The organism is Mesoterricola sp. JemC181 (genome assembly GCF_055384585.1).
Window position 1 is genome coordinate 4,030,580 of sequence record NZ_AP045076.1, and the last position, 21,685, is coordinate 4,052,264.

Annotated in this window: 20 protein-coding genes; 8 read left to right on the forward strand and 12 right to left on the reverse strand. The window is 68.1% G+C overall.

Annotated elements, in window-relative coordinates:
- Positions 1 to 4 precede the first annotated feature (4 nt).
- The 3 genes from ACZ5MC_RS17735 to ACZ5MC_RS17745 all read left to right on the forward strand — a co-directional run bounded on the left by ACZ5MC_RS17735 (position 5) and on the right by ACZ5MC_RS17745 (position 4,154).
- Entirely contained in the window at positions 5 to 1,597 is a 1,593-nt protein-coding gene (locus tag ACZ5MC_RS17735; RefSeq protein ID WP_464516398.1) for a glycoside hydrolase 5 family protein, read from the forward strand.
- Positions 1,594 to 3,141: a glycoside hydrolase family 30 protein gene (locus tag ACZ5MC_RS17740; protein WP_464516399.1), complete on the forward strand. Its 1,548-nt coding sequence runs from the start codon at positions 1,594 to 1,596 to the stop codon at positions 3,139 to 3,141. Before ACZ5MC_RS17735 ends, ACZ5MC_RS17740 begins: the two co-directional genes overlap by 4 nt.
- A 164-nt stretch (positions 3,142 to 3,305) precedes the next feature.
- Positions 3,306 to 4,154: a hypothetical protein gene (locus tag ACZ5MC_RS17745; RefSeq protein ID WP_464516400.1), complete on the forward strand. Its 849-nt coding sequence runs from the start codon at positions 3,306 to 3,308 to the stop codon at positions 4,152 to 4,154.
- A 118-nt stretch (positions 4,155 to 4,272) separates the two neighbouring features.
- Here the strand turns inward: ACZ5MC_RS17745 and ACZ5MC_RS17750 are convergent, their stop codons facing one another.
- Together ACZ5MC_RS17750 and ACZ5MC_RS17755 are read right to left on the reverse strand one after the other, a co-directional pair.
- Positions 4,273 to 4,452 carry a hypothetical protein gene (locus tag ACZ5MC_RS17750; RefSeq protein WP_306601819.1) on the reverse strand — a complete coding sequence of 60 codons (180 nt, stop codon included), beginning with the start codon at positions 4,450 to 4,452 and terminating at the stop codon, positions 4,273 to 4,275.
- Positions 4,453 to 4,515: 63 nt separating this feature from the next.
- Entirely contained in the window at positions 4,516 to 4,863 is a 348-nt protein-coding gene (locus tag ACZ5MC_RS17755; protein WP_306601820.1) for an HPF/RaiA family ribosome-associated protein, read from the reverse strand.
- A 109-nt stretch (positions 4,864 to 4,972) separates the two neighbouring features.
- On the opposite strand from ACZ5MC_RS17755, the gene ACZ5MC_RS17760 reads away from it, so the two are divergent.
- The 3 genes from ACZ5MC_RS17760 (at position 4,973) to ACZ5MC_RS17770 (ending at position 7,489) form a co-directional block, all read left to right on the forward strand.
- Entirely contained in the window at positions 4,973 to 5,872 is a 900-nt protein-coding gene (locus ACZ5MC_RS17760) for a LysR family transcriptional regulator (RefSeq protein WP_464516401.1), read from the forward strand.
- 105 nt (positions 5,873 to 5,977) lie between these two features.
- Positions 5,978 to 6,397, forward strand: a complete 420-nt coding sequence (locus ACZ5MC_RS17765; RefSeq protein WP_464516402.1) for a hypothetical protein — start codon at positions 5,978 to 5,980, stop codon at positions 6,395 to 6,397.
- 105 nt (positions 6,398 to 6,502) lie between these two features.
- Positions 6,503 to 7,489: an alpha/beta fold hydrolase gene (locus ACZ5MC_RS17770; protein WP_464516403.1), complete on the forward strand. Its 987-nt coding sequence runs from the start codon at positions 6,503 to 6,505 to the stop codon at positions 7,487 to 7,489.
- Positions 7,490 to 7,493: 4 nt separating this feature from the next.
- Here ACZ5MC_RS17770 and ACZ5MC_RS17775 read toward each other — a convergent pair whose 3' ends face one another.
- From ACZ5MC_RS17775 to ACZ5MC_RS17800, 6 genes are all read right to left on the reverse strand, one after another.
- Entirely contained in the window at positions 7,494 to 8,837 is a 1,344-nt protein-coding gene (locus ACZ5MC_RS17775) for a sensor histidine kinase (RefSeq protein ID WP_464516404.1), read from the reverse strand.
- A complete protein-coding gene (locus ACZ5MC_RS17780) occupies positions 8,830 to 9,516 on the reverse strand; it encodes a response regulator transcription factor (RefSeq protein WP_464516405.1) in 687 nt (228 codons plus the stop codon). Before ACZ5MC_RS17780 ends, ACZ5MC_RS17775 begins: the two co-directional genes overlap by 8 nt.
- A gap of 80 nt (positions 9,517 to 9,596) precedes the next feature.
- A complete protein-coding gene (locus ACZ5MC_RS17785) occupies positions 9,597 to 10,721 on the reverse strand; it encodes a serine hydrolase domain-containing protein (RefSeq protein ID WP_464516406.1) in 1,125 nt (374 codons plus the stop codon).
- A 2-nt stretch (positions 10,722 to 10,723) separates the two neighbouring features.
- Positions 10,724 to 10,954, reverse strand: coding sequence for a hypothetical protein (locus ACZ5MC_RS17790; RefSeq protein WP_464516407.1), 231 nt, complete (start codon positions 10,952 to 10,954; stop codon positions 10,724 to 10,726).
- Between the two features lie 127 nt (positions 10,955 to 11,081).
- On the reverse strand, positions 11,082 to 12,014 hold the full coding sequence (locus tag ACZ5MC_RS17795) for a cyclase family protein (RefSeq protein ID WP_306601822.1): 933 nt from the start codon (positions 12,012 to 12,014) through the stop codon (positions 11,082 to 11,084).
- A gap of 240 nt (positions 12,015 to 12,254) precedes the next feature.
- Complete coding sequence (locus ACZ5MC_RS17800; protein WP_306601823.1) at positions 12,255 to 12,416, reverse strand: hypothetical protein; 162 nt, start codon at positions 12,414 to 12,416, stop codon at positions 12,255 to 12,257.
- Between the two features lie 161 nt (positions 12,417 to 12,577).
- Between ACZ5MC_RS17800 and ACZ5MC_RS17805 the strand changes: the two genes are divergently transcribed.
- Both ACZ5MC_RS17805 and ACZ5MC_RS17810 read left to right on the forward strand, forming a co-directional pair.
- Positions 12,578 to 13,618, forward strand: a complete 1,041-nt coding sequence (locus ACZ5MC_RS17805) for a redox-regulated ATPase YchF (RefSeq protein ID WP_464516408.1) — start codon at positions 12,578 to 12,580, stop codon at positions 13,616 to 13,618.
- 147 nt (positions 13,619 to 13,765) lie between these two features.
- A complete protein-coding gene (locus ACZ5MC_RS17810) occupies positions 13,766 to 14,662 on the forward strand; it encodes a hypothetical protein (protein ID WP_464516409.1) in 897 nt (298 codons plus the stop codon).
- 61 nt (positions 14,663 to 14,723) lie between these two features.
- Here the strand turns inward: ACZ5MC_RS17810 and ACZ5MC_RS17815 are convergent, their stop codons facing one another.
- From ACZ5MC_RS17815 to ACZ5MC_RS17830, 4 genes are all read right to left on the reverse strand, one after another.
- Positions 14,724 to 16,349, reverse strand: coding sequence for a sensor histidine kinase (locus ACZ5MC_RS17815; protein ID WP_464516410.1), 1,626 nt, complete (start codon positions 16,347 to 16,349; stop codon positions 14,724 to 14,726).
- 10 nt (positions 16,350 to 16,359) lie between these two features.
- A complete protein-coding gene (locus ACZ5MC_RS17820; protein ID WP_464516411.1) occupies positions 16,360 to 17,496 on the reverse strand; it encodes a TlpA family protein disulfide reductase in 1,137 nt (378 codons plus the stop codon).
- A gap of 65 nt (positions 17,497 to 17,561) precedes the next feature.
- A complete protein-coding gene (locus ACZ5MC_RS17825; protein ID WP_306601828.1) occupies positions 17,562 to 20,546 on the reverse strand; it encodes a TonB-dependent receptor in 2,985 nt (994 codons plus the stop codon).
- Between the two features lie 213 nt (positions 20,547 to 20,759).
- Positions 20,760 to 21,470 (reverse strand): response regulator transcription factor, encoded by a 711-nt coding sequence (locus ACZ5MC_RS17830; protein ID WP_464516412.1) that lies wholly within the window; start codon positions 21,468 to 21,470, stop codon positions 20,760 to 20,762.
- Positions 21,471 to 21,685 lie beyond the last annotated feature (215 nt).

Below are 21,685 nucleotides of genomic sequence, written 5' to 3' on the forward strand. Positions count from 1 at the left end.
CACCATGCGACGGCTGCTGCTCGGCCTTGCCCTGGCCTATCCCTGCGCCGCCGGCGGCCTGGAACTCAAGGACGGCTGGTACCACCTGGACGGCCACCGGTTCCTGGTGAACGCCATCGGCTACGAGACCGGGGCCCGCCCCGGCGAGGCCCCCTACGAAGCCCGCGGCCGGGACCTGGAGCAGGTGCGCAGGGACCTGGCGGTCATCAAGGCCGCGGGCTTCAACGGCATCCGCACCTGGTCCCAGATGAGCGAAGCCGAGCTCAAGGTGGTGCAGGCCTCGGGCCTCAAGCTCGTCTACGGCATCTGGCTCAAGCCCGACGAGGATTTCGCCGACCCCGCCGTGGTCGCCCGGGACCTGGAGCTCATCCGCGCGACCCTGGCCTACACGCGGAACTACGACTGCGTGATCACGTACCTGATCATGAACGAGCCCATGCCCGAGCACATCCGCAAGGTGGGCGCGAAGGCCACGCGGGACCTGTGGACCCGCGCCGTGGGCCTCATCCACGAGCTCCACCCCGGCATCCCCGTGACCATTTCGGGCAATTCGGCCATCACGGAGTGGGTGGACATGGCGCTGTTCGACGTGCGCGGCCGCAACGCCTACGACTACAAGGACAGCGCCAACTACACGCACGGCTTCGCCGAGGCCCAGCGCATGCTTTCGGGCACCGACGGCAAGCCCGCGCTTCTCACGGAATTCGGCCGGTCCGTGTCCCGCAAGGGCGAGGGCCTCTACGGCGGCAATACCCTTCGCCAGCAGGCCGACGCCATGACCCAGTACTACCGCGACTTCCTCGACGCCGGCGGCACGGGCCTGTGCCCCTTCTACTACGCCGACGGCTGGTGGAAGGCCGGCAACCCCGCGGTGCACGACGACGAGGCCGAGGAGTGGTTCGGCTTTCTCGGCTTCGCCTCCCTCAAGGACACCACGGGCCACCCCCGCCCCGCCTGGCACGCCCTGGCCCAGTACAACCAGGCCCTGGTGGCCTCCCCGAAGAACCACGCCTTCTACCGGAACCGCGTGCCCCTGGAGGCCCACTGCCAGCCCGGCGTGAGGCGCCTGCGGGTGGTCTTCCGGGACCGGGTTCTCCTGGAGGCGGTGCCCGACGCCCGGGGCCTCGCCACCGGGGAGCTGGACTTCCCCGGCGAGGGCCTCACCGACCGCGAGCTGGTGGTGGAGGCCCTGGACGCCGCGGGCCGCGTGGTGAAGTGGGAGACCTTCGTGGTGCTCACCGGCAAGGACCCCATCGAGTGGCCGCGGCTGGAACTCACTGCCGGCGCGGCGGGACTGGAGGGCGAAGCGGCCGTGCCCGTGACGTTCCGCCTGGGGGCCACGGGTCCCTTCAAGGTGGACGGCGACCTGCGCTACGCCTTCTCCGCCCACAAGGGCTGGGAGCCCGCCGAGACCCGCGCCCGCCGCATCCTTCCCGGAACGCCCGTGGACGATGCGTTCCGGCCCTTCGCGGGCTGCCCCGTGCTGGCGGTCTACGGCGGCGTGGACCTGCGCTTCGGCAAGTTCGTGAAGACCGTCACCGCCCGCCGGTTCCTGTACCCCGGGACCTGGGCCGATCCCCTGCGGGTCCGGGAATGATCCCGGAGGCCCTCCTCCTGCTGGCCCTGGCGGCCCCGCCCGCCCCCTTCGTCCAGTCCAGCGCCGCCGGGGACCGCCTCCGGGAGCTGCCGGCGCCCAGGTTCCGCAAGGGCGCGCCCGCGCGGGGCCCCCTTCTGACCGTGCATCCCGGCGATGCGCGGCAGACCCTCGAAGGCATCGGCGGCGCCCTCACCGAGAGCTCCGCCTGCGTCCTGGCCCGGCTCCCGAAGGCCAGGCGGGACGAGGTCCTCGACCTCTTCTTCGGCCCGGGCGGCGCGGCCTTCACGATGGCCCGGATCCCCGTGGGCGCCTGCGACTTCTCCGTGGAGGGGCGGTTCTCCTACGACGACGTGGCCGGAGACGTCGCCCTCGCCCACTTCTCCATCGCCCCCGACACCCGGAGTTTCAAGGGCGCCCTCGACCCCGCCTACGCCCTGCTGCCCCTGGTGAAGGACGCCCTGGCCCGGGAGCCCGCCCTGAAGCTCGTCGCCAGCCCCTGGACCGCACCTGCATGGATGAAGGACAACCAGGACTGGTACGGCGCCGGCCGCGGCGGCACCCTCCTGCCCCGCCACCACGACACCTTCGCGCGCTACATGGTGCGCTACCTCCAGGCCTACCGGGACGCGGGCGTGTCCATCTGGGCCGTGACCCCGGAGAACGAGCCCATGGGCAACGGGGGCCAGTGGGAGAGCATGGAATTCACGCCCGCGGCCATGGCGCAATATGTGGGCGGCCACCTGGGCCCGCGGCTCCGGGAGGCCGGCCTGGGCGCCGTGAAGATCATCCAGTTCGACCACAACCGCGACGCCAACGCCCTGGCCTTTTCCGAAGCGATCATGGCCGACCCCGCCGCCGCGCCCTTCGTGTGGGGCACCGGGGTCCACTGGTACGAGCGCACCGGCCCCGGCGGCAGCGCGGTCCTGGAGACCCTGCGTTCGCGCTGGCCCGCCCTGCCCCTCCTGCACACCGAAGGCTGTGTGGACGCCATCAGCCTGAAGGAGAACGCCCCCGGCGGAACCTTCCTGGGCTGGCGCAACGACGCCTGGTGGTGGCGCCCCGGCGCCGCCGACTGGGGCTGGCGCTGGGCCCCCGAAGCCGAGCGCGGCGACCACCCGCTCTACGCCCCCGTCCACCGCTACGCCCGGGAGCTGCTGGAGGGCCTCAACCACGGCCTGGCAGGGTGGATCGACTGGAACATCGTCCTGGACCGCCAGGGCGGCCCCAACCACGTGGGCAACTTCTGCGCCGCCCCCGTGATGGTGGACACCGCCACCGGCGACGCCTACCTCACCCCCCTGCACGCCGTGCTGGCCCACTTCAGCCGCTACCTGCGCCCCGGGGACCGCATCGTGCGGGTGACGGCCCGGAACCCCGGCGCCCTCCTTGCCACCGCCGCCCGGAGCCGCGACGGCCGGCACCTGGCCGTCATCGCCTTCAATCCGTCCGATCGTCCGATCACCTACACCCTCCAGGTGGGCGGATCCCGCGCGGCGGTCGCCATCCCGGCCAACAGCCTCCAGTCCATTCGGATCCCAATCTAATTGAAGGTAGGAAGGAAGGCGCCGGGAACGGCAGAAGAAGGCGTGTTCAATCCTGGATCCCATTTCAGGCAACTGGGCCCTCCTGTCGTTCGACATGCCATGAGCCGTTCTGTGGCACCTCGGTGCGCGAGGTCGCTACACTTCGCCCAGGAGGTCTTCGGCCGGTGCGCATCGCCAACCCCATCTATGATGTGGTATTCAAGTACCTGCTCGATGACGAGAAGGTCGCCCGGCTCGTGCTTTCTGCCCTCTTGGGCAAAGAGGTGCTTGAGTTGCAGTTCCGCCCAACCGAAGTGCACCATGAGGCGGCCAAGCCGGATGGCACCCAGCTCCTGGTCCTGCGCCTGGATTTCGCGGCCGCCGTGCGCCTGGAGGACGGCGGCCGCAAGCTGGTCCTGATCGAGATCCAGAAGGCCCGCAGCGCCTGGGACGTGCAGCGCTTCCGGCGCTACCTTGGCTCCAATTATGCCAGTCCGGAGAACGTCTACATCGACCCGGGCGGGAAGAAGCAGGCGCTGCCGATCGTTACAATCTACTTCCTGGGTGAAGGCCTGGAATGCGTGGACGTGCCGGTGCTCAAGATCAACAGGCACTATCTGGACGTGGCCACGGGCGACGAAGTGCGCATCACGGACCCGTTCGTGGAGGCGCTCACCCACGATGCGATCGTCGTTCAGATCAATCGCCTCAAGAACCGCCGGCGCACGGAACTGGAGCGGCTGCTGGAGGTGTTCGACCAGGGCCTGGCCTCCCGTTCGGATCCCCACGTGCTGGACATCCTGGAAGAGAATTTCCCGGAGCACCACCGGGAAGTGTTGCGCCGGCTCATGCGGGCCGGCGCCGAACAGGACGTCCGTGACAGGATGGACGTGGAGGATGACATGCTCACAGCCTTTCAGGAGCAGGCGAGGGAGTCTTCAGACCTGCGTCAGGCCCTGTTGGAGAAGGATCAGGCCCTCGTCATGAAGGACCGCCTGATCGCCGATCTGACCAGGCGTCTATCAAGCACTTGATTGACGGTTAGAGCAGAGCATCTGCCCGGTTTGGAGAGGCATGCCAGGGACTGCTCATGGACGCATGCACCAACTCCGGCCAGATGGAGATCCCGGTCAAGTTGATTGCCGGATGCAGCTATTTCAAGACGGCCGTGAGCTTCTTCCGGTCCTCTGCGGTGAAGTAGGAGCAGCAGCCCTTCTTGGCCGCCGGAACCAGGCCCAGTTCAAGGATGGCCTTCTTGACCTTGGCGTCGGAGACGCCCAGTTCCTTGGCCATGGCGCCGGCGGTGAAGAGGGTCGGGGTTTCGGTGGGCATGGCGCCTCCTGGCAATGGGGTGGATATGCCATTCTAGCGAGGCGGCGCCATTGCGCCCCGGCATCATTCGTAGGCGGCCAGGGGCCAGGAAACGCCCCTCCCCTTGGCCTGGGACAGGCGCCCGAAGGCGCGGGCCGTGGCCCGGCAGGCGCGGTGGATCGCCAGGTCCACCGCGGCGTAGTAGTCCGAGGCCGCGGCGGTCACCACGACAAAGGCCCGGTGCGGAAGGGCGATCTGGATGGAACAGACCTTGTCCACCCCGCCCCGGGGTCCGTTGGCATCCGCGATGCGCACCACCGCGCCTTCAAGGCGGTCCTCCCAGTGCTCGAGGGCCGTGCCCAGGCGCGTGACCGCGTGCTGGTGCAAGGCATCGCCAGCGTTGAAACCGAGGGCCTTCATCAGGATCTTCATGGATCACTCCCCGCACGACGCGTGCACCTACAGGATGGGAGCAAATGAAGATATGTTTTATATATTGTTATTATCCATCCCATCCATTTAATGGATGTATCCTTCTGGCATGGAATGGCTCAACTACCATCATCTGCTCTATTTCTGGACAGCCGCCAAGGAAGGGTCCATCACTTCCGCATCCAGGACCCTGAACCTCTCCCAGCCGGCGCTCAGCACCCAGATCCGCCAGCTGGAAGCGAGCCTGGGGGAGAAGCTCTTCGAGAAATCCGGCCGGGGCCTCAGGCTCACGTCCGCCGGGCAGACGGCATTCCGGTACGCGGAGGAGATCTTTTCCCTGGGGCGGGAATTCCAGCACCAGCTCAAGGGGCACCCCACGGGCCGGGCCCGTCAGCTGGTGGCCGGCATCTCGGACGTGCTCCCCAAGCTGATGGTGCACCGCCTCCTGCGCCCCGCCCTGGAGCTCGGGGAGCCCCTGCGTCTCGCCTGCCGCGAGGCGCCCCTGCCCAGGCTCCTGGACGCCCTCCAGACCCACGAGATCGACATCGTCCTCTCCGACGCGCCCTGCACGCCCCGCAGCGGAGCGAAGGCCTACAACCACCTCCTGGGCGAATCCGGCGTGGAGCTCTTCGGCACCCCGGCCCTGGCGGAACGCCACCCGGGCCCGTTCCCGGGCGGTCTGAACGGTGCGCCCCTCCTCCTCCCCTCGCCGGGCAACGCGCTGCGCCGGTCCCTGGACGCCTGGTTCGAGCGGAACGGCGTCGTGCCGGTGATCGTGGGCGAGTTCGACGACACCGCCCTGCTGGAGACCTTCGGCGCCGAAGGCCTGGGTTTCTTCGCCGCGCCCGCGGCCATCAGCGGAGAGGTGGCGCGGACCTACGGCGTGCGGTCCCTGGGCAGCCTGGAAGGGGTCCGGGAACGCACCTACGCCGTCTCGGCGGAGCGCAAGCTGGTCCACCCGGCCGTGCTCGCCATCCTCAGGGCCGCCAAGGAGGAGATCTTCCCCTGACACTTCCTTACAATTCCATCCCCCGGGGAGCGGCCGGACGCAGGATCTAATGGGGATACCGTTCCTTCCCTAAGGAAGGCACCCAGCCCTGGAGGACCCCTTCCGATGAACTGCCGTCCAGCCCTTCTGATCCCGGCTCTGGTCCTGTCCGGGATGATGACCGCCTGCGGCGGAGGAGCGACCGGATCCCAGCCGCCCGCCACCCAGGGCAACCAGGTCATCACCGCCCAGCTTCCCGGCTTCCCCCATGCCGTGACCTTCTGCATTCCCGCCGGCGCCACCCGGGCCATCGTGGCGCTGCACGGCGGCGGGGGGAACAGCAGCGCCATCGCGTACCAGCTGGCCCTGAATTCCAGCGCGGCCGCGACCACGACCGGCACCGTCAACTGGACCTGGCTCAGCGCCAACAAGGTGATGCTCGTCCTGCCCCAGGGCCAGCACATCGAAGGGTCGTCAGGCGCCACCACCTGGTCCAACTACGCGATGACCTCCGGACAGGCCGCCAAGGAGGAGATCTTCCCCTGACACTTCCTTACAATTCCATCCCCCGGGGAGCGGCCGGACGCAGGATCTAATGGGGATACCGTTCCTTCCCTAAGGAAGGCACCCAGCCCTGGAGGACCCCTTCCGATGAACTGCCGTCCAGCCCTTCTGATCCCGGCTCTGGTCCTGTCCGGGATGATGACCGCCTGCGGCGGAGGAGCGACCGGATCCCAGCCGCCCGCCACCCAGGGCAACCAGGTCATCACCGCCCAGCTTCCCGGCTTCCCCCATGCCGTGACCTTCTGCATTCCCGCCGGCGCCACCCGGGCCATCGTGGCGCTGCACGGCGGCGGGGGGAACAGCAGCGCCATCGCGTACCAGCTGGCCCTGAATTCCAGCGCGGCCGCGACCACGACCGGCACCGTCAACTGGACCTGGCTCAGCGCCAACAAGGTGATGCTCGTCCTGCCCCAGGGCCAGCACATCGAAGGGTCGTCAGGCGCCACCACCTGGTCCAACTACGCGATGACCTCCGGACAGGACGACAAGGCCTTCCTGCAGGCCCTGGCGGCGAAGGTCCGGACGGCCTACGGCCTTGCGCACGTCACCCTGATGGGCCACTCCATGGGAGGCACGATGGCGAACCGGATGTGGTGCGAATCCCCATCCACGTTCAACGCCTACGTTTCCCTGGCCGGCCCGGCCTCCTCCCAGTTCCAGCAGGCCGCCACGCCCTGCGCCTGCACCCTGGGCAACGCGACGCCTCCCTACCTCGGCGTTTTCGGGGACGCCGATTCCGTGATGCAGACCTCCGGCAACTGGACGAAGCTGAACTGGTACATCGATCCCGTGGTGGTCTGGGCCGGGAACGCGGCCTTCCTGAACGGCACCATGATCGGGGAATGGCACCAGCACAGCGACCGGGTCCTGCAGGTCTGCGGCACCACCCTGGACCTCGGCGGCTACGTGAACACAGGCAACGTCGACACCTGGACCTCCTGTGGAGGGAAGCTGGTGCTCAAGCGGGTGCGGGGAGCGGACCACGGCGTCGACGCGATCGCCGCCCGGATGGACCCAGCTTCGCCGACGGTGGTCATGGATGCGGTGATGGCCTTCCTGGCCGCCCAGAACTGAGCTCCTAGAGGGGAAGCCAGAGGCGGACCTGGAGCCCTCCCCCGGCGAGGTTCCCGGCCTCGATCGCTCCCCCGTGGCACTGCACGACCTTCCGGCTGATGGCGAGCCCGAGCCCGGCCCCGCCCCGGGCGGCGTTCAGCTCGCCGGCCCCCCGGTAGAAGGGCTCGAAGAGCCGCTCCAGGTCGGCTTCCGGCACGCCCACGCCCCCGTCGCTGATGGCCACGAGGCAGCCGTCCATGCCCGAACGCGCCTCGCGGGAAAGTTCGACCTCCACCTCCCCGCAGGGCGGGGTGAAGCTCAAGGCGTTCCGGACGACATTCTCGATGCAGCGGTGCAGCAGGCCCGCGTCGCCCTGGAGGTGGACCTCGAAGGGGCCCGTCTGCACTACCGTCTTCTGGTCCGGCGCACCTTCGAAGGAGGCGTCCATGACGATCTGCTGGACCAGCCGGCCCAGATGCACGGGCGTCCGGCGCGAGGCCGGCACGGACGCGTCGATGCGGGCAAGGGTCAGGAGATCCGAGATCATGCCTTCCAGGATCCCGATTTCCCGCTCCATCCGTTCGGCGCCCGCCAGGTCCCCCCGCTGGGCGAGCCCGGCGGCCACGCTGAGGCGGGAGAGCGGGGAGCGGAGCTCATGGGAGATGTCCCGGAGGAATTCCTTCTGCTGGTCCATCAGGGTCTGGATCCGCGCGGCCATGGAATCGAAATCCTCCGCCAGGGCGGCGACCACCCCGGGCGCCCCGGCGGCCACCGCGGGCCGCGCCCGGGCGGCCAGGTTCCCCCCCGCGAGATCCCTGGCCACGGCCTGGAGCTTCCCGATGGGACCGGTCACGCTCTTGGCGAGCAGCCAGCTGAGGGCGGCCGATATCAGCACGGCCAGCGCGAGCTTCATCTGGGGGACGCCGGTCGTGAGGGACTGGGCCAGCATCCGGCGGGGCCGGACCTGGGCGGCGAACACGTAGGTGCTCGCCCCCCGCTCCGAAACGACCACCCCGCGCCAGGGGGACCGAAGGACGTAGTCCGGCCGCCGTTCCACCCTGGCCTTGGCGATCAGGTCCGCCAGTTCCGGCGGCGGCGGCGAGGCGCCCAGATCGACGCCATCCTTCACCAGGGTCGCCTGGATCCCGGAATGGTCCCGGAGCGCGCCCAGGAAGAGGTTCAGCCGGTCCCTGCCCCCGAACTCGAACTGGTCGACCGCCGTGGCCCCCAGCGTCTCCACGGTGTCCACCATCCACCGCCGGGCCACGGGCCTGGCGTCGGTGGCCTCGGTGACGGCCCAGAACCCGAGGAGCATCAGCACCGAGGCGACCCAGAACGTGAAGAAGACCCTCAGGAAGAAATCACGCATCCAGGAACCCGGTGTAGCAGTACCCGAGGTTGCGGATGCTCCGGATGCGGTCGATGGGCCCGGACCGGGGCCCGAGCTTGCGCCGCAGGTTGCTGATGTGGTTGTCGATGGTCCGGTCACAGGAACCGAGGGGCCGCCCCAGGGCCTGTTCGGACAGTTCCTCGCGGGTCACGCAGGTTCCGCACCGCCGGAGCAGGATCAGCAGGATATCGAATTCCGCCGCGGTGAGGGGGAGTTCCCCGCCCCCCTGGAGCACCCGCCGGGTGGGCACGTCCACCCGCAGGTCCCCGACCGCCAGGCATCCCCCGGCGGCTCCGCCCCTCCGGCGCAAGACCGCCCGTATCCGGGCGAGCAGCTCCCTGGGGACGAAGGGCTTGGGCACGAAGTCGTCGGCCCCGTCCTCCAGCCCGGCGATGCGGTCCCCCGCGTCGCCCTGGGCCGTGAGCATGATGACGGGGACCTGGGACCGGCCCCGGATCCACCGGAGCAGCTCCCGGCCATCGGCATCGGGCAGCCCCACGTCGAGCAGGACCAGGTCCCAGCCCCCCGCCTGGATCCCGGCCTCGCCCTCCCGCACCGTGGGAAGGCACGTGACCTGAAGGTCGTGCATGGCGAGGAAGCGCGCCAGGGACTCGCACAGGGCCAGGTCGTCGTCGATGAGGAGAACCGCGGTGGGCATGCCGTTCCTTGTTCCAGGGGGCCCTTCGTTCCAGGGGGTCGCGGCCGGCGGGCCCAGGACCATGATGGTTCCCGCCGGCTTCAGCCGTCAATTCCCCGCAGGATCGCGGCCCTGGCCTTCAGGAAATCGTCCCTGACCTTCGGGAGCCTGTGCTTCGTGAAGAAGATCCCGTACAACCCGCTCTTCCGGTCGATCCAGGGGTAGGTCCCCAGGGCCCCGGGACTGGACACCATGACGCCCTGCCCGTCCGCCGACCAGGTTTCGCACCAGTTCCCCAGGGCGTATTGCAGGTCCGCTTCCGCCGGGATGCCGGGCGGAAGGTAGTCCTTGGGCAGTCCCAGGGTCTGGACCGTCTCCATGGACCTCACGGCCTGGGCCGACAGCACCCGGTGTCCGGCGTAGACGCCGCCCTGGGCGAGCATGGAGAGGAACCGCATGTAGTCCCCCGCCGTGGTGGTCACGCCCCCCTGGAGGAGGGGATTGGACGTCTCGCCGGAGGGGACCCTGCCGGGCGGGTGCTCCCAGAAGGTCCGGTCCATGCCCAGGGGTCCGGCGATCCTCGCCTTGAACAGGTCCGCCCACCGCCTGCCGGTGACCTTCTCCACCAGCGCGCCCGCAACCTGGAAACCGGGCCCGCCGTACGCGAACACCGCGCCCGGCGGGTTCTCCAACGGCAGCCTGGCCACCTCCGCGGCCGATTCAGCCAGGGTGAGCCGCGGATCCTGGCGGAGGTCCACCCTGCCCTTCAGGCTGCCCAGGCCTGAGGTCTGGGCCAGCAGGTGCCGCAGCGTCGTGCGGCCCTTCCCGCCCTGGAATTCCGGCAGGTGCTTCGAGACGGGTTCGTCCAGCGAGAGCCTGCCCTCGTCGACCACCGTCATCACCAGCGCCGCCGTCATCCACTTCGAGGCCGAGGCCACCGGGTACGGGGCTTCCGGGTCGATCTTCCCCACGTCCAGCCTGAACAGTTCCTTCCCGTCCCGCATGACGATGGCCGTGACGCCCTTGGCGCCTCGCCTGACGGCGGCCGTCAGGGCCTCCCGGACCCCGGCCGGCACCCGGCCCGGTTCACCGCTCACCACGACGTCCGGGGTCGACACCTCGGCCGCCACGCGCCGCACGGCCCGGAGGCAGCCCGAAAGGCCGACCACCAGCAGGAGCGCGATCCCGGGCCCCGCGCCTTTCGCCCAATACCCGATGCCTCTCATTACTAGCGCCGGATCGTTCGGGAGCGGCTTACGGTGGTCCCGTTGGGCCCCGTGACGGTGCCGGTGACGGTCCGCCCGGCGGCATCTCTCGTCACGGTCCTGGAACGGGTGACCGTCCTGCCCTGGGGCCCGGTGACCGACCGGGTCACGGTCCGCGAGGCGGCCAGGGCCGGCTGGACGGTTACGGCCAGCAGGGCGAGGGTGGAAAGGAGAAGGTTGTGCGTGATTCGCATGGGTATGCCCTCCGGTGACCCGGGCGGGATTCCCGGAAAGGGGGAATCCGGCCGCGTGGTTCACAGAGCCTTGGACCCGGTCCGGCCCGTGGGGTTTCGTCGGACAATTGTCAGGAAATGTCAGGTTCTACATGGCCCCGTAGGGATACATGCGCTGGGGCTGGGGGATGATGTCGTCCTCGTCGATCTCCGCGACGGCGCGGACCATCGATCCGTCGCCCATGTGCCAGCGGATGGGCAGGGCGATGAAGCGGAAGCGCTTGCCCACGACCTTCTCCAGGTCGCCGCCGAGGTTCTCGACGCCGACGATGCCGTTGCCGAGCATCAGCTTGTGGCAGGGCTCCCAGGTGCCGTAGCAGCCTACGGCTTCCAGCTTGCCGAACTTCCTGTTGTACTTCTCGATGCCGTGGACGTGGATGTAGACGTCCTTGTCGAACTCGGCGTAGGCCTCGATGCCGTAGCGCTCGATGAACTCCTCCGTGATCGGCTTGCCGGTGTAGCCTTCCAGCTTCATGCGGGTTCCGTTGTTGCCCATGGACGTGTGCAGGGGGTGGTCCAGCGCCTGCTGGTCCATGGCCACGCACTTGACCTGGTGCTGCACGAACCACTCGCCCGCCTCGATGCCGCAGCCCAGGGCGTAGTGGTAGTACTCCTTGCTGTCGTCCCACTTCAGGTGCATGCCGGTGCGCAGGCAGACGACCATGCCCTTGAGCTCGTCCGGCTTCATGCCGGCCCGGGCCACGGCCTCGTCCAGGTCCTTGGCGGTGATCAGCTGCCAGTAGTCCGTGCGCACGTCGAGGCAAACCGCATCACCCATGTAGGCGTCCACCGGCAGCTCGTGGGTGTACAGCGCGCGGCGCCCGTCGAACATGCGCTCCATGACGTGGCGGGGGGCATCGCAGTGGGTGCCCGTGTGCATGGTGATCTTCAGGGTCTGGGTGAGCACGCCGCCCTTGGCCAGGCTGTGCATCGGGGCGATCTCGGGCTTGGAGAAGTAGGGCCACAGGGGCATATCGCCGTAGAACGGGTGGCTCAGGTCGACAATGACGTTCTTCCCCATGGGGGACCTCCGCTTGGATGGGTTGGAATGGAAATTGGAATCCAGGCCCTGGGCCGCTTGGACCTGGCAATGGACCTGTCCGGGGTGAGGCCGGAGAGCTGGTTCGGACTGTCTTATTCATCATTCGTGCCACATTGCGATTTAATATAATCTTTAATTATTTCAATAATTACAAATTAAGCTGTCGGGCGCCACACCCGCGGCCCCGAGGCCAAACTGCACAGTTGCAAAGGTCATATGTCAAGGTGTTCCACACCGGGCCTCCGCCAGCACCTGGACCAGGTGGAAGACGCGCACGGATTCCCCTGCTTCCGTGCCGCGGACATCTTCGAACGTCCGGGCGCCGATCCTCACGGTCAGGCCGCAGGGGGCGAAGCTGAAGCTGCCCGCGGAGCCGCCCACCGGCTTGGCATTCCATTCGGGCGCACGGCGGGGGCCCCATCCCGGCGATCAGGGGTTACAATCGGCTGATCGGATCAGGTTCCAGGGATCGGGATGGCAGGAAGTCCGTCATCGCCGCAGCGCTCGTTCAGTCCTTTTCGAGGCATGCCATGAAGGTTGGATTGGTCGGATTCCCAGGCAGCGGCAAGACCACCGTGTTCAACGCCCTCACGGGGCTCTCCGCCGAGACCGGCTTCAGCGCGGCCCGCGGCAAGACCAACCTGGGGACCGTGAAGGTCCCCGACGACCGGGTCGCGGCCCTGGCGGGCCTCTACCACCCCAAGAAGACCACCCTGGCCGAGATCACCTTCTGCGACGTGGCCGCGGCCTCCGCGGGCGGCCACGGCCAGAGCCTGGACGAGGCGACGCTGCGGGCCATGCGCGAGGTGGACGCCCTGTGCCAGGTGGTCCGCGGCTTCACGGGCGCCGCGGGCGAGGCTGCCGATCCCCTCGCGGAGGCCAAGGGCCTCGAGGACGAGATGAACCTGGCCGACCTCATCCTCATCGAGAAGCGCCTGGAGCGGCTCGCCAAGGAGAAGGCGAAGACCGGCGAGGGCGATCTCCTGGGCACCCTCAAGGCCGCCCTGGAGGCCGGCGTTCCCCTGCGCAAGGTGGAAGGCATCACCGCCGAAGCCTGGGCGACGCTGGCGGGGTACCGCTTCCTGACCCAGAAGCCCCTGCTCCTCGTCCTGAACGTCTCCGAGGAGGAGGCCGCCGCTCCCGCCCCCGGGGACCTGGAGCGCCACACCCGCGAGGCGGGCCTGGGCCTGGTGGTCCTGGCCGGCCTGATCGAGATGGACATCGCCCAGATGTCGCCCGAGGACCAGAAGGAGTTCGTGGCGTCCCTGGGCCTGGCCGAACCGGCCATCGCGCGGTTCATCCGCGGGGCCTACGCCCTCCTGGACCTCATCAGCTTCCTCACCGCCGGCGAGGACGAGTGCCGCGCCTGGCCCATCCACCGCGGCCTCACGGCCCCCAAGGCCGCCGGCAAGATCCACTCCGACATCGAGCGCGGCTTCATCCGTGCAGAAGTGACCCGCTGGGACGACCTGGTCCGCCTGAAGAGCGAGGCCAAGTGCCGCGAGGCCGGCAAGCTCCGCAGCGAGGGCAAGGAGTACGTGGTCCACGACGGCGACGTGATCAATTTCCGCTTCAACGTCTGAGCGATTGGCCAGGTCAAAGGCTTGGTCAACGATGCGTTGACCGGGTGCCACCATGGGCCATCGGAGTTCCGGCATGCTCCTGCAACTACCCCCACCCGCGGCAGAGGTCCTCCAGGTACGGCCTGAACTGATGCGTGAGGAGTGACCATGATGCCGTCTTCGCTTCTGGTTCTGGCGCTGCTGGGCCAGACGCCTGCGCCCCCCCACCCCGGCCTGGCGGCCGAGGTCTCGATGGAGGGCCGGATGATCGTCCTCCAGGGCATGCCGGCAACCGTCGCGGACGCCCGGTCTCGCCAGCGCGCGATCAGCAGACAGAACGTGAATGCAATCAAGGAGTTGGAGCGGGATCTGCTGGATCTGTACCGGGCCAACGGGCCCAGGACGCCCCTTCCTTCGACCCTGTCGGTTCCGCTCGGGCGGGGAGAGGATGCCCGGACCCTGCTGGGCATCATCGCCGACGGCTCCTATGCGTCCCTGCGGCGGACCTGCCTGGGAATCTGGAACGGCATGCGCGAGGGGCTGGTGGCCAGTGGCCTGGCCGAACCCGAACGGACAGCGCCAGGTACCGCCGCGACCCAGCCTGACCCCGAAACCGTCCGGAAGGTGAAGGAGGTCGTGGGCCAGAACCGGCGCTACTTCACGACTGCCACGAAACTGAGCGCCGCCAGGACGGACGAGGCGTTCGATCCGGGCCCGAGCCTGAGCGAACAGGCGCTTACCCCAGATCAGGCCAGGGTTTTCGCCGCCCAGGTCAGGGCAACCCGAGCCAGCCAGGAGACCCTTCGCGCCGCGAACGCGGCCGTGCCAGACCTTCAGGTTGCCTGGCAACCCCTCGTGGACCACCAGAACGCCCGCGCCATGCAACTGGTGGAACTCGAGCGCAGGGCCCCGAACCTGGAACACCCGGACCTGCTGATGTTGCGCCGGAGGGCCAAGATGGCCCTGCTGGAGCGCTTTCGCGCCGACCTGTGGATGAGCGAGGTCGTCTGGGCACATCTGGCCTCTGCGCCCGCGCCGGCGCCCCTGCAACCGATCCTGCGGTGACGCAGGCCACGCGAATCTCCCCAGGCGAACGGCTTTCCATCCATACGCCCGGGCCCGGGCGTCAGTCGGGAAGCTCCAGCCGGGCCGTGAAACCCGCTTCCTCCCTGCCGAAGGCCAGTCCCCACCCCTCCTGCCTCGCCACCTGGGCCAGGACCAGCAGGCCCATGCCCTCTCCCGTCCGGGGAGCCGGACCGGCCGGAGCCCGTCTGCGCAGGCCCTCCAGGATGGCCGGATCCATCCCGTCGCCTTCGTCAAAAACCTCCACCCGGACCCTGCCCTCCAGCCGGGAGGCCTTCACCACCACGCGGCCGCGGCCGTGCACCAGGGCGTTCTCCACCAGGGTGTCCAGCGCGGCCCGCAGGACGCTGGCGCTGCACCGCAGGGTGACCTCGCCTCCGTAGACCTCCAGCGGGCGGCCCCGCTCTTCGAAGGCGGGGGTCAGGTCCTCGTCAAGCTGTTCGAAGAAGGCCGCGTCCACCCGGTCCTGGACCCGCCCCGAGTAGCGGGAGCGCATCTCCTCCAGCCCGCCCTCGATGGTGCGCACCAGGTGGTCCACCTCGCCGCGGATCTCCAGGAGGCGGGCCTCCTGGGTCTCACGGGGCAGGTCGAGGTTGAGGGCGGTGTCGCAGCGGAGCTTGAGCACGGCCAGGGGGGTCTTGAGGCTGTGGGTCAGGGACGCGAGGCGGTCGGCGAGGAGGCGCTCCCGGCTGCGGGCGAAGAGCACGAGGGCCACCGCGAGGCCGCTGGCGGCGACGACGAGGGCGTACGAGGTCCAGGCCATGAGCCGGCGAAGGGTGTAGGCCTTCCAGAAGGTTCGGTAGGCCTCCGGGGACATCTGGAGCACCACGTGCCACATCCCTCCGAAGGAATGGCTCAGTTCCTTGTCCACCCGGAAGGGGGCCGTGTCCGGGCACGCATACTGCAGCCGTTCCGGGGAATCGCCCGGGCAGTGCCGCCGGAAGCTGGAAATGCTGCGGGGCCTCTCCAGGTCGGCGGTATTCCGGAACCCCGACACCACCCCGAACCGGTAGGGCGCGCCGGGCTTGAGGGTGCCCTGGAGCCACCGCTCCACCTCGGGGCTGCCGGGAACCCAGATCTTGATGAGGCACCATTTGCCATAGAAGGCGACGATGGAGCAGCGTTTCCTGCTCTGGGGGTCCAGGGTCCCCACCAGCCACCACGCGCCGAGGTCGACGGAGCGGGCCCTGCGGCTGGCGGCGGGGCTGGAGTAGGGCTCGATGGGGGCCAGTTCCAGGGCCCTGCGGGCCCAGTCCGCCGGCTCCCGGGATTCCTCGGGGTTCACCGGCGCGCGCAGGCGGTCGCCGTCCCGGAGCCAGACCCGTCCTGAATCCGAATCCACCACGGCCGTGACCAGGGCCTCCCGGGCCAGCCAGGTCCTGAGCGCGGGTTCGGTCCCGGTGGTGAAATCGGGAAACCGCAGGGTCCAGTGCTCCCATTCCTGGGTGAGCCTGGCGGCCTGGGTGTGCGTGGCGGCGAACCACTGGTTGAGGGTCAGGTCCTTCCAGTCGGTGAGCCACCATCCCGGGAGGAAGGCCAGCATGGCGCAGATGGCGGCCCAGGCCACCACCAGGGGCCACACGGCCGCGCGCGGCCCCGGGAGGATCCGCAGGGCCGCGCGAAGGCGCCGGGTGCCAGGTCGTGGCCTGGCGATCGGGACGAGGGGCATGGAAGGAACCCTACTTCGTCTTGAGAAGCTTGCCTAGGGTCTTGTCCAGCTCTTCGCCCCGAAGGCCCTCGTTGACGGTGATGATCTTCCCGTCGGGGCCCACCAGGATCACGTGGGGGATGCCCCGCACCTGGAAGAGGTTCATGAGGGCCTCCCGCTCCTTGCCTTCGGGGAAGGCGTGGTGCCAGGGCATGGGGGTCGCGGCGTTCTTGCGGAACGCCGCGATGTCACCGGCCTTCTTGTCGCTGGAGACGCTGAGGATCTCGAGGCCGGCGGGATGGTACTTGGCGTAGGCCTTGTGCACGAAGGGCAGTTCGCCCTTGCAGGGGCCGCACCAGGTGGCCCAGAAATCCAGGATCCAGTACTTGCCCTTGAAGCTGGCGGGAGTCAGCACGGTCCCGGGCTTGCCCAGCTCGGCGACCTTGAAGGCGGGCATGGGATTGCCGGCCTTGGGCGCGACCTTGTCCTCCACCTCCGCCTTGGCGATCCACGCGTTCCATTTGGCGATGGCGGGCGAGCCGGGCTCGAAGGCCTGGAGGCGGGCCAGGCCGCTGCGCACCTCCGGGATCATCCGGGGCCGGGAGTGCAGTTCGATGGCGCCCTCCAGGGCCATGAGCCTGACCGCGCGGGTGGGGTGCTTCTCGAAGACCTGGTCATAGAAGGCGAAGGCCTTGGCCGCAGCGGCGGCCTCGGTCTGCTTGGCGAAGCCCCCGCCGCTGGCGTGCCAGGCGATCCAGCCCAGGAACTGGGGATCCACCTCCGCCACCAGGTCCAGGGCGGGGGAATCGGGCGTGATCTGCCCGGCCAGTTCCAGCATGGAACTCTGGCTCACGGTGGAACTGAAGTTGGCCAGGGCCTCGGGCAGCTTTCCGGCCTCGGCCGCCAGGGACCGGAGCATGAAGTAGCGGGCCTGGAGCAGGAGCTGGCGGACGCCGGGGCGGGTCTCGTGGGCGATCATCACGGAGATGCCCTCGGGCGTTCCCTCCAGGGACAGGTGGATCTTGCCGGCCTTGGCTTCCTTGAGCTGGCTGGGGTAGTTCTTGACGATGGCGGCGTACTTGGCGACCAGGGCCCGGGTGTCTTCGCCGGGGGCCTGGGCGATGAGCATGACGGGCAGGAGGGCTGCTGCGGAGAGACGGAGGAGCATGAAGGAACTCACTTTCAGGTTGGCCCGCCCGGGATTTCCGGGCAGGCCGTGGGACGAATGGATGGCTAGAAGCGGAACCCGACGCGCACCTGGATCTTGCGGGGGGCGGTGTAGTCGCCGGTTTGGCCATCCGCAAGAATGGAGGGGTTGTTGGTGGGGTTCGGCGCGTTGTAGGGCACGGGTCTGAGGTTCGGATTGGTGTACCAATCCGGGTAGACGGTGGCAATGGTCGGATCGTAGGGCTTGAAGACCTGGGTGCCGTCCGTGAGCGCCGTGCTGTAGTTCACGAACATGGGCTGCATGTGGTTGAAGACGTTCAGCACGTCCAGGGCGGTGAAGAAGGTGATCTTCTTGTAGAGCTCGATTTCGTAGCCCACGTGCAGGTCAAACCCGAACTGTTCCGGCCACCAGGTGGGGGAGTCCGCGTAGTACCGGGTGACGCTGGAGGGGTATCCGTAGCTCTGTACGGCGGCGGAGGTGGGGCCGTTAAAGGTCCGGTAGCCCCGGAAACTCCTTCCCCAGTAGTTGCCCAGCATGGACACTTCCAGCTTGCCGGCCTTGCCGAAGGAGTGGGTGTAGGTGGCGTCCAGGTGCATCGTGAGCGGGGTGGAGGAGGAGGACCACTGGCCGGGCTGGGGACCGAAGGGGTCCACCAGATCGTTGGGGATGAAGTTGCCGAACTGGTTGCGGGAACTGTTCCCCACACCCTGGCCCGCGTTGGCCCGGGTGTAGGACCAGCTGAAGTTGCCGCCGACATTGAACTCAGGCGTGATCTGGCGCTTGTACTGGACTTCCAGGCCCTCGTAGCGGGCTTCCATGCCCGAGTCCGTGAAGTACTGTTGCGGAGCCGCGGCGGCGGCGGTGCCGGGTGCGCCCAGGTACTTCAGGCCCACGTAGTTGTCCTGGATCTTATGGATGAAGGTGGCCGACAGGGACTGGCGGGGATCGGTGTAGCGGTAGGACAGGGTCGCCTCCCGGGACCGGGGCGGCTTGATGTTGGGGTCGGCTGTCACCTTGCGGCTGGCGAGGGGGTTGGCGGTGGCCTGGTAGGGGTTGCCTTCCCCGAGCTCCGTGGCGGACTTGCCCCATACGGACCAGTTCACGGAGCCGTTGGCGTTCAGGGCGTCGCCGCCGTTGCCGGCGCCGTAGTACTTGTACTGGCGGACGGGGACCGTATTGGAGACGCTGGTGGCCGAGAAGGTGCTGACGTTGTACTGGCCCGCGTATTCCGCCAGGCTCAGGGTGAAGACGTGGCGCGTATTGCCCTGGAGGTCATAGGAGGCCGAAAGCCGGGGCGTCACGGACGTGGCGGTGAAACGGTCCCCTTCGGGATCGAGGTCAACCTGGTTCCGGTCGTAGCGCACACCTACATTGATGGTCCAGTGGTTGTCCAGGGTCCACACGTCGTTGGCGAACAGGCCGATGATCCGCGTGTCGGCCCCACCCTGGAGGGGATCGAACATCACCAGTTTGGTTCGGTTGGAGTCGTTGACCTCGAGGTTGCGGTAGACCCGGTCCATGGAGGGCGGCGCGGCCACCTCCCAGCCGTAGAACCGGATGATGGCGTGGGAAGGGGACATGGCGGCGTAGCCACCATCGGAGCCGGCATAGCTCCCCATGGAATCGATGCGGCTGTGGTAGTACTGCAGGCCGCCTTCCACGGAGTGGCCGGCATTGCTCCAGGCAAGGTTGACGCCCAGGGTGCGGATCTTCTCCTGGTTCAGGTTTCCGGCGTTGACGCCGTTGTCGTAGAGGTCGTTGTTGCCCGCGCCCTTGGTGTCCATCCAGGTCACGACGCCGGCGCCGCCCTGGGAGCCGGTTCCGGGGCCACCGTCCTTCTTGAGCGTCTCGCTGACGATGACGTCCAGCAGGAGGTTGCTGGCCAGGGTGCTGGTCCAGCTCAGCGATTTGTAGGATTTCTCCGAGCGCAGGGGGCCGTTGCCGGCCGCAATGGTGGAGATGCCCCGGCCGCTGGAGGAGCCTGAACGGGTGGAGAGGTAGCGGCTCCAGGATCCCGACACCCGGTTATCGGCGTTCACCTGCCAGTCCAGGCGGATGTCCTTGAGTTCGTCGCCACTGGTGGTGGTGAAGGTGTAGGGCGCGAACAGGCCGCTGCCCACGGAACCGGTCTGCACGGTGGTGACGCTCGGCGTGGTGGTCTTGTAGCCCACCGCGAAGAACAGGGTGTCCTTGATGATGGGACCCAGGAAGGTGTAGGACTGCACATCCGTGACATGCCTGGGCACTCTCTTGCTGGTGGTGTAGGCCGACTGGCGTGGCAGCGCATTCCAGGAATCGCTCGTGAAATCGTGGCGCACGGACCCTTCAAAGGTGTTGCTGCCACTCTTGGTGACGGTATTCACCACCCCGCCCACGAAGCGGCCGTACTTCGCGGATACGCCTGCGGAGAGGACGTTGAACTGCTCGATGAGATCGGGGTTCAGGGGAAGCAGCTGGATGCCGCCGCTGGCGGACCGCGACTCGACGCCGTTGATGGTGTAGTTGTTGCCGCCGTCCTCGGCTCCGTGGAAATTGTATCCCCCGGATGGCGTTCCGGGGAGGGTCTTGAGTGCAGCGTTGTATGGGTTGGAGCCGATGTTGGGCAGGTTGGCGATGGCTGCCGAATCGAAGTTCCGGCCGGTCACGGCCACGTTGGGGTCCACCCCGACCTCCGGCGCCTGGATGGCGACCACCTCCACGAAGGCCTCCGCCACCAGCGCCAGGGGCACGTTGACGGTCACGTTCTGGTTGGAGACGATGTTGACCTGGGTGCGGAAAGAGGTCATGCCCTTGGCGGTGACATGGATCTTCACCGTTCCGGGCATCAGCTGGGGCGCCATGAAGCGGCCGTCGGCGGCGGTGCGGAACTCCCGCACGCCGCGCCCGGTGTCCACCTGCACCAGGGCGCCCGCCATGGGTTTTCCGCCCGGACCGGTGACCTGGCCCGTGAGGTTGCCCACGGCGGCGCTCTGGCTGAACAGCAGGGTGGACGAGGCGACGATGAGGGCGCAGAGCCTTCCTGGCCCCGACGAATGTCCGGGTCTGATCATGGGATTCCTCCTGGGGATCGAGTTGGGTTGGTTTTCCCTTGGTTGGTTACCATGGTCAGGGCTCGATATACCTCCAGCAAGAAGAAATCAAGAGAAAAGAATGCTCCATAACAAGGTTATCCAAATGCGCGCTAAGATATCTAATTATTAGCCTTGCGCTATTAAACCAGGCCTCTCGTCACAAAGAAGTCGTTTCCGCGTGACGAACGGACTTCACCATTTCACCGGCAGGGTCCAGCGGTAGCCCTCCCGCTCCAGGGTCTGGATCGCCGGGTTCTCGTCCGAGTCCCCCAGCTTCTTCCGCAGGGCGTTGATGTGCTTGTCCACCGTGCGCAACGTGGGATGGGCGTCGGCCTCCCAGGCCAGGTTCACCAGGTCCTGGCGCCCGTGGACCCGCCCGGGGTGGGCCAGCAGCACCTCCAGCAGCCGGAATTCCCGCAGGCTCAGCAGCGTGTCCGTGCGGCCCCGGTGCACGCACAGGTGCAGGTAGTCGATCTTGTAGGGCCCGCTGCGGGCGATGCGCCGCCCCTCGTCCTCCGGCGCGGCCCGGCGCAGGATGGCCCGGATGCGGGCCGTGAGTTCCAGCATGGCGAAGGGCTTGGCCAGGTAGTCGTCGGCGCCGTAGGAAAGCCCCTGGATCCGGTCCTCGCTTCCGGAGCGGGCGGTGAGGATGAGCACGGGCACCTTGTCCTGGCGCCGGCGCAGGGTGCGCAGCACCTCGAAGCCGTCCATGCCCGGCAGGGACAGGTCCAGGACGATGAGGTCCGCCGCCTCCCGGATGTGGGCGGCGAGACCGCCCTCGCCGTCGGCCTCCAGCGCCGTATTGAAGCCCTCGGACTCCAGGTTGGTCTTCAGCAGCGTCCCAAGGGCCTCCTCGTCCTCGATGACGAGGACGCGGCGCGGTCGCTGGGGATTGGGGCGCATGGAACCGATTCAACCACAAGATTGGCCCCGCGCGATGTCAAGGACCGAAATTCCCCGCAGGACCGTCCGGACTACCTGCAAATTTCGAAACTGGACCGTCACCAGGCCGGGCTGATCCCCGATACTGGAAAACCGGTACCGCTTCCCTGTCAGGAACCTGATGCGAAGCGTCGCGCAAAGTCTCTAGCTAAAGGAACTAATGGCTCCTTGCCTCC

Coding starts and splice junctions, on each gene's coding strand:
- ACZ5MC_RS17735 (WP_464516398.1), top strand. CDS start 5: ATGCGACGGCTGCTGCTCGGCCTTGCCCTGGCCTATCCCTGCGCCGCC.
- ACZ5MC_RS17740 (WP_464516399.1), top strand. CDS start 1,594: ATGATCCCGGAGGCCCTCCTCCTGCTGGCCCTGGCGGCCCCGCCCGCC.
- ACZ5MC_RS17750 (WP_306601819.1), bottom strand. CDS start 4,452: ATGCCCACCGAAACCCCGACCCTCTTCACCGCCGGCGCCATGGCCAAG.
- ACZ5MC_RS17755 (WP_306601820.1), bottom strand. CDS start 4,863: ATGAAGATCCTGATGAAGGCCCTCGGTTTCAACGCTGGCGATGCCTTG.
- ACZ5MC_RS17760 (WP_464516401.1), top strand. CDS start 4,973: ATGGAATGGCTCAACTACCATCATCTGCTCTATTTCTGGACAGCCGCC.
- ACZ5MC_RS17765 (WP_464516402.1), top strand. CDS start 5,978: ATGAACTGCCGTCCAGCCCTTCTGATCCCGGCTCTGGTCCTGTCCGGG.
- ACZ5MC_RS17770 (WP_464516403.1), top strand. CDS start 6,503: ATGAACTGCCGTCCAGCCCTTCTGATCCCGGCTCTGGTCCTGTCCGGG.
- ACZ5MC_RS17775 (WP_464516404.1), bottom strand. CDS start 8,837: ATGCGTGATTTCTTCCTGAGGGTCTTCTTCACGTTCTGGGTCGCCTCG.
- ACZ5MC_RS17780 (WP_464516405.1), bottom strand. CDS start 9,516: ATGCCCACCGCGGTTCTCCTCATCGACGACGACCTGGCCCTGTGCGAG.
- ACZ5MC_RS17785 (WP_464516406.1), bottom strand. CDS start 10,721: ATGAGAGGCATCGGGTATTGGGCGAAAGGCGCGGGGCCCGGGATCGCG.
- ACZ5MC_RS17790 (WP_464516407.1), bottom strand. CDS start 10,954: ATGCGAATCACGCACAACCTTCTCCTTTCCACCCTCGCCCTGCTGGCC.
- ACZ5MC_RS17795 (WP_306601822.1), bottom strand. CDS start 12,014: ATGGGGAAGAACGTCATTGTCGACCTGAGCCACCCGTTCTACGGCGAT.
- ACZ5MC_RS17810 (WP_464516409.1), top strand. CDS start 13,766: ATGATGCCGTCTTCGCTTCTGGTTCTGGCGCTGCTGGGCCAGACGCCT.
- ACZ5MC_RS17815 (WP_464516410.1), bottom strand. CDS start 16,349: ATGCCCCTCGTCCCGATCGCCAGGCCACGACCTGGCACCCGGCGCCTT.
- ACZ5MC_RS17820 (WP_464516411.1), bottom strand. CDS start 17,496: ATGCTCCTCCGTCTCTCCGCAGCAGCCCTCCTGCCCGTCATGCTCATC.
- ACZ5MC_RS17825 (WP_306601828.1), bottom strand. CDS start 20,546: ATGATCAGACCCGGACATTCGTCGGGGCCAGGAAGGCTCTGCGCCCTC.
- ACZ5MC_RS17830 (WP_464516412.1), bottom strand. CDS start 21,470: ATGCGCCCCAATCCCCAGCGACCGCGCCGCGTCCTCGTCATCGAGGAC.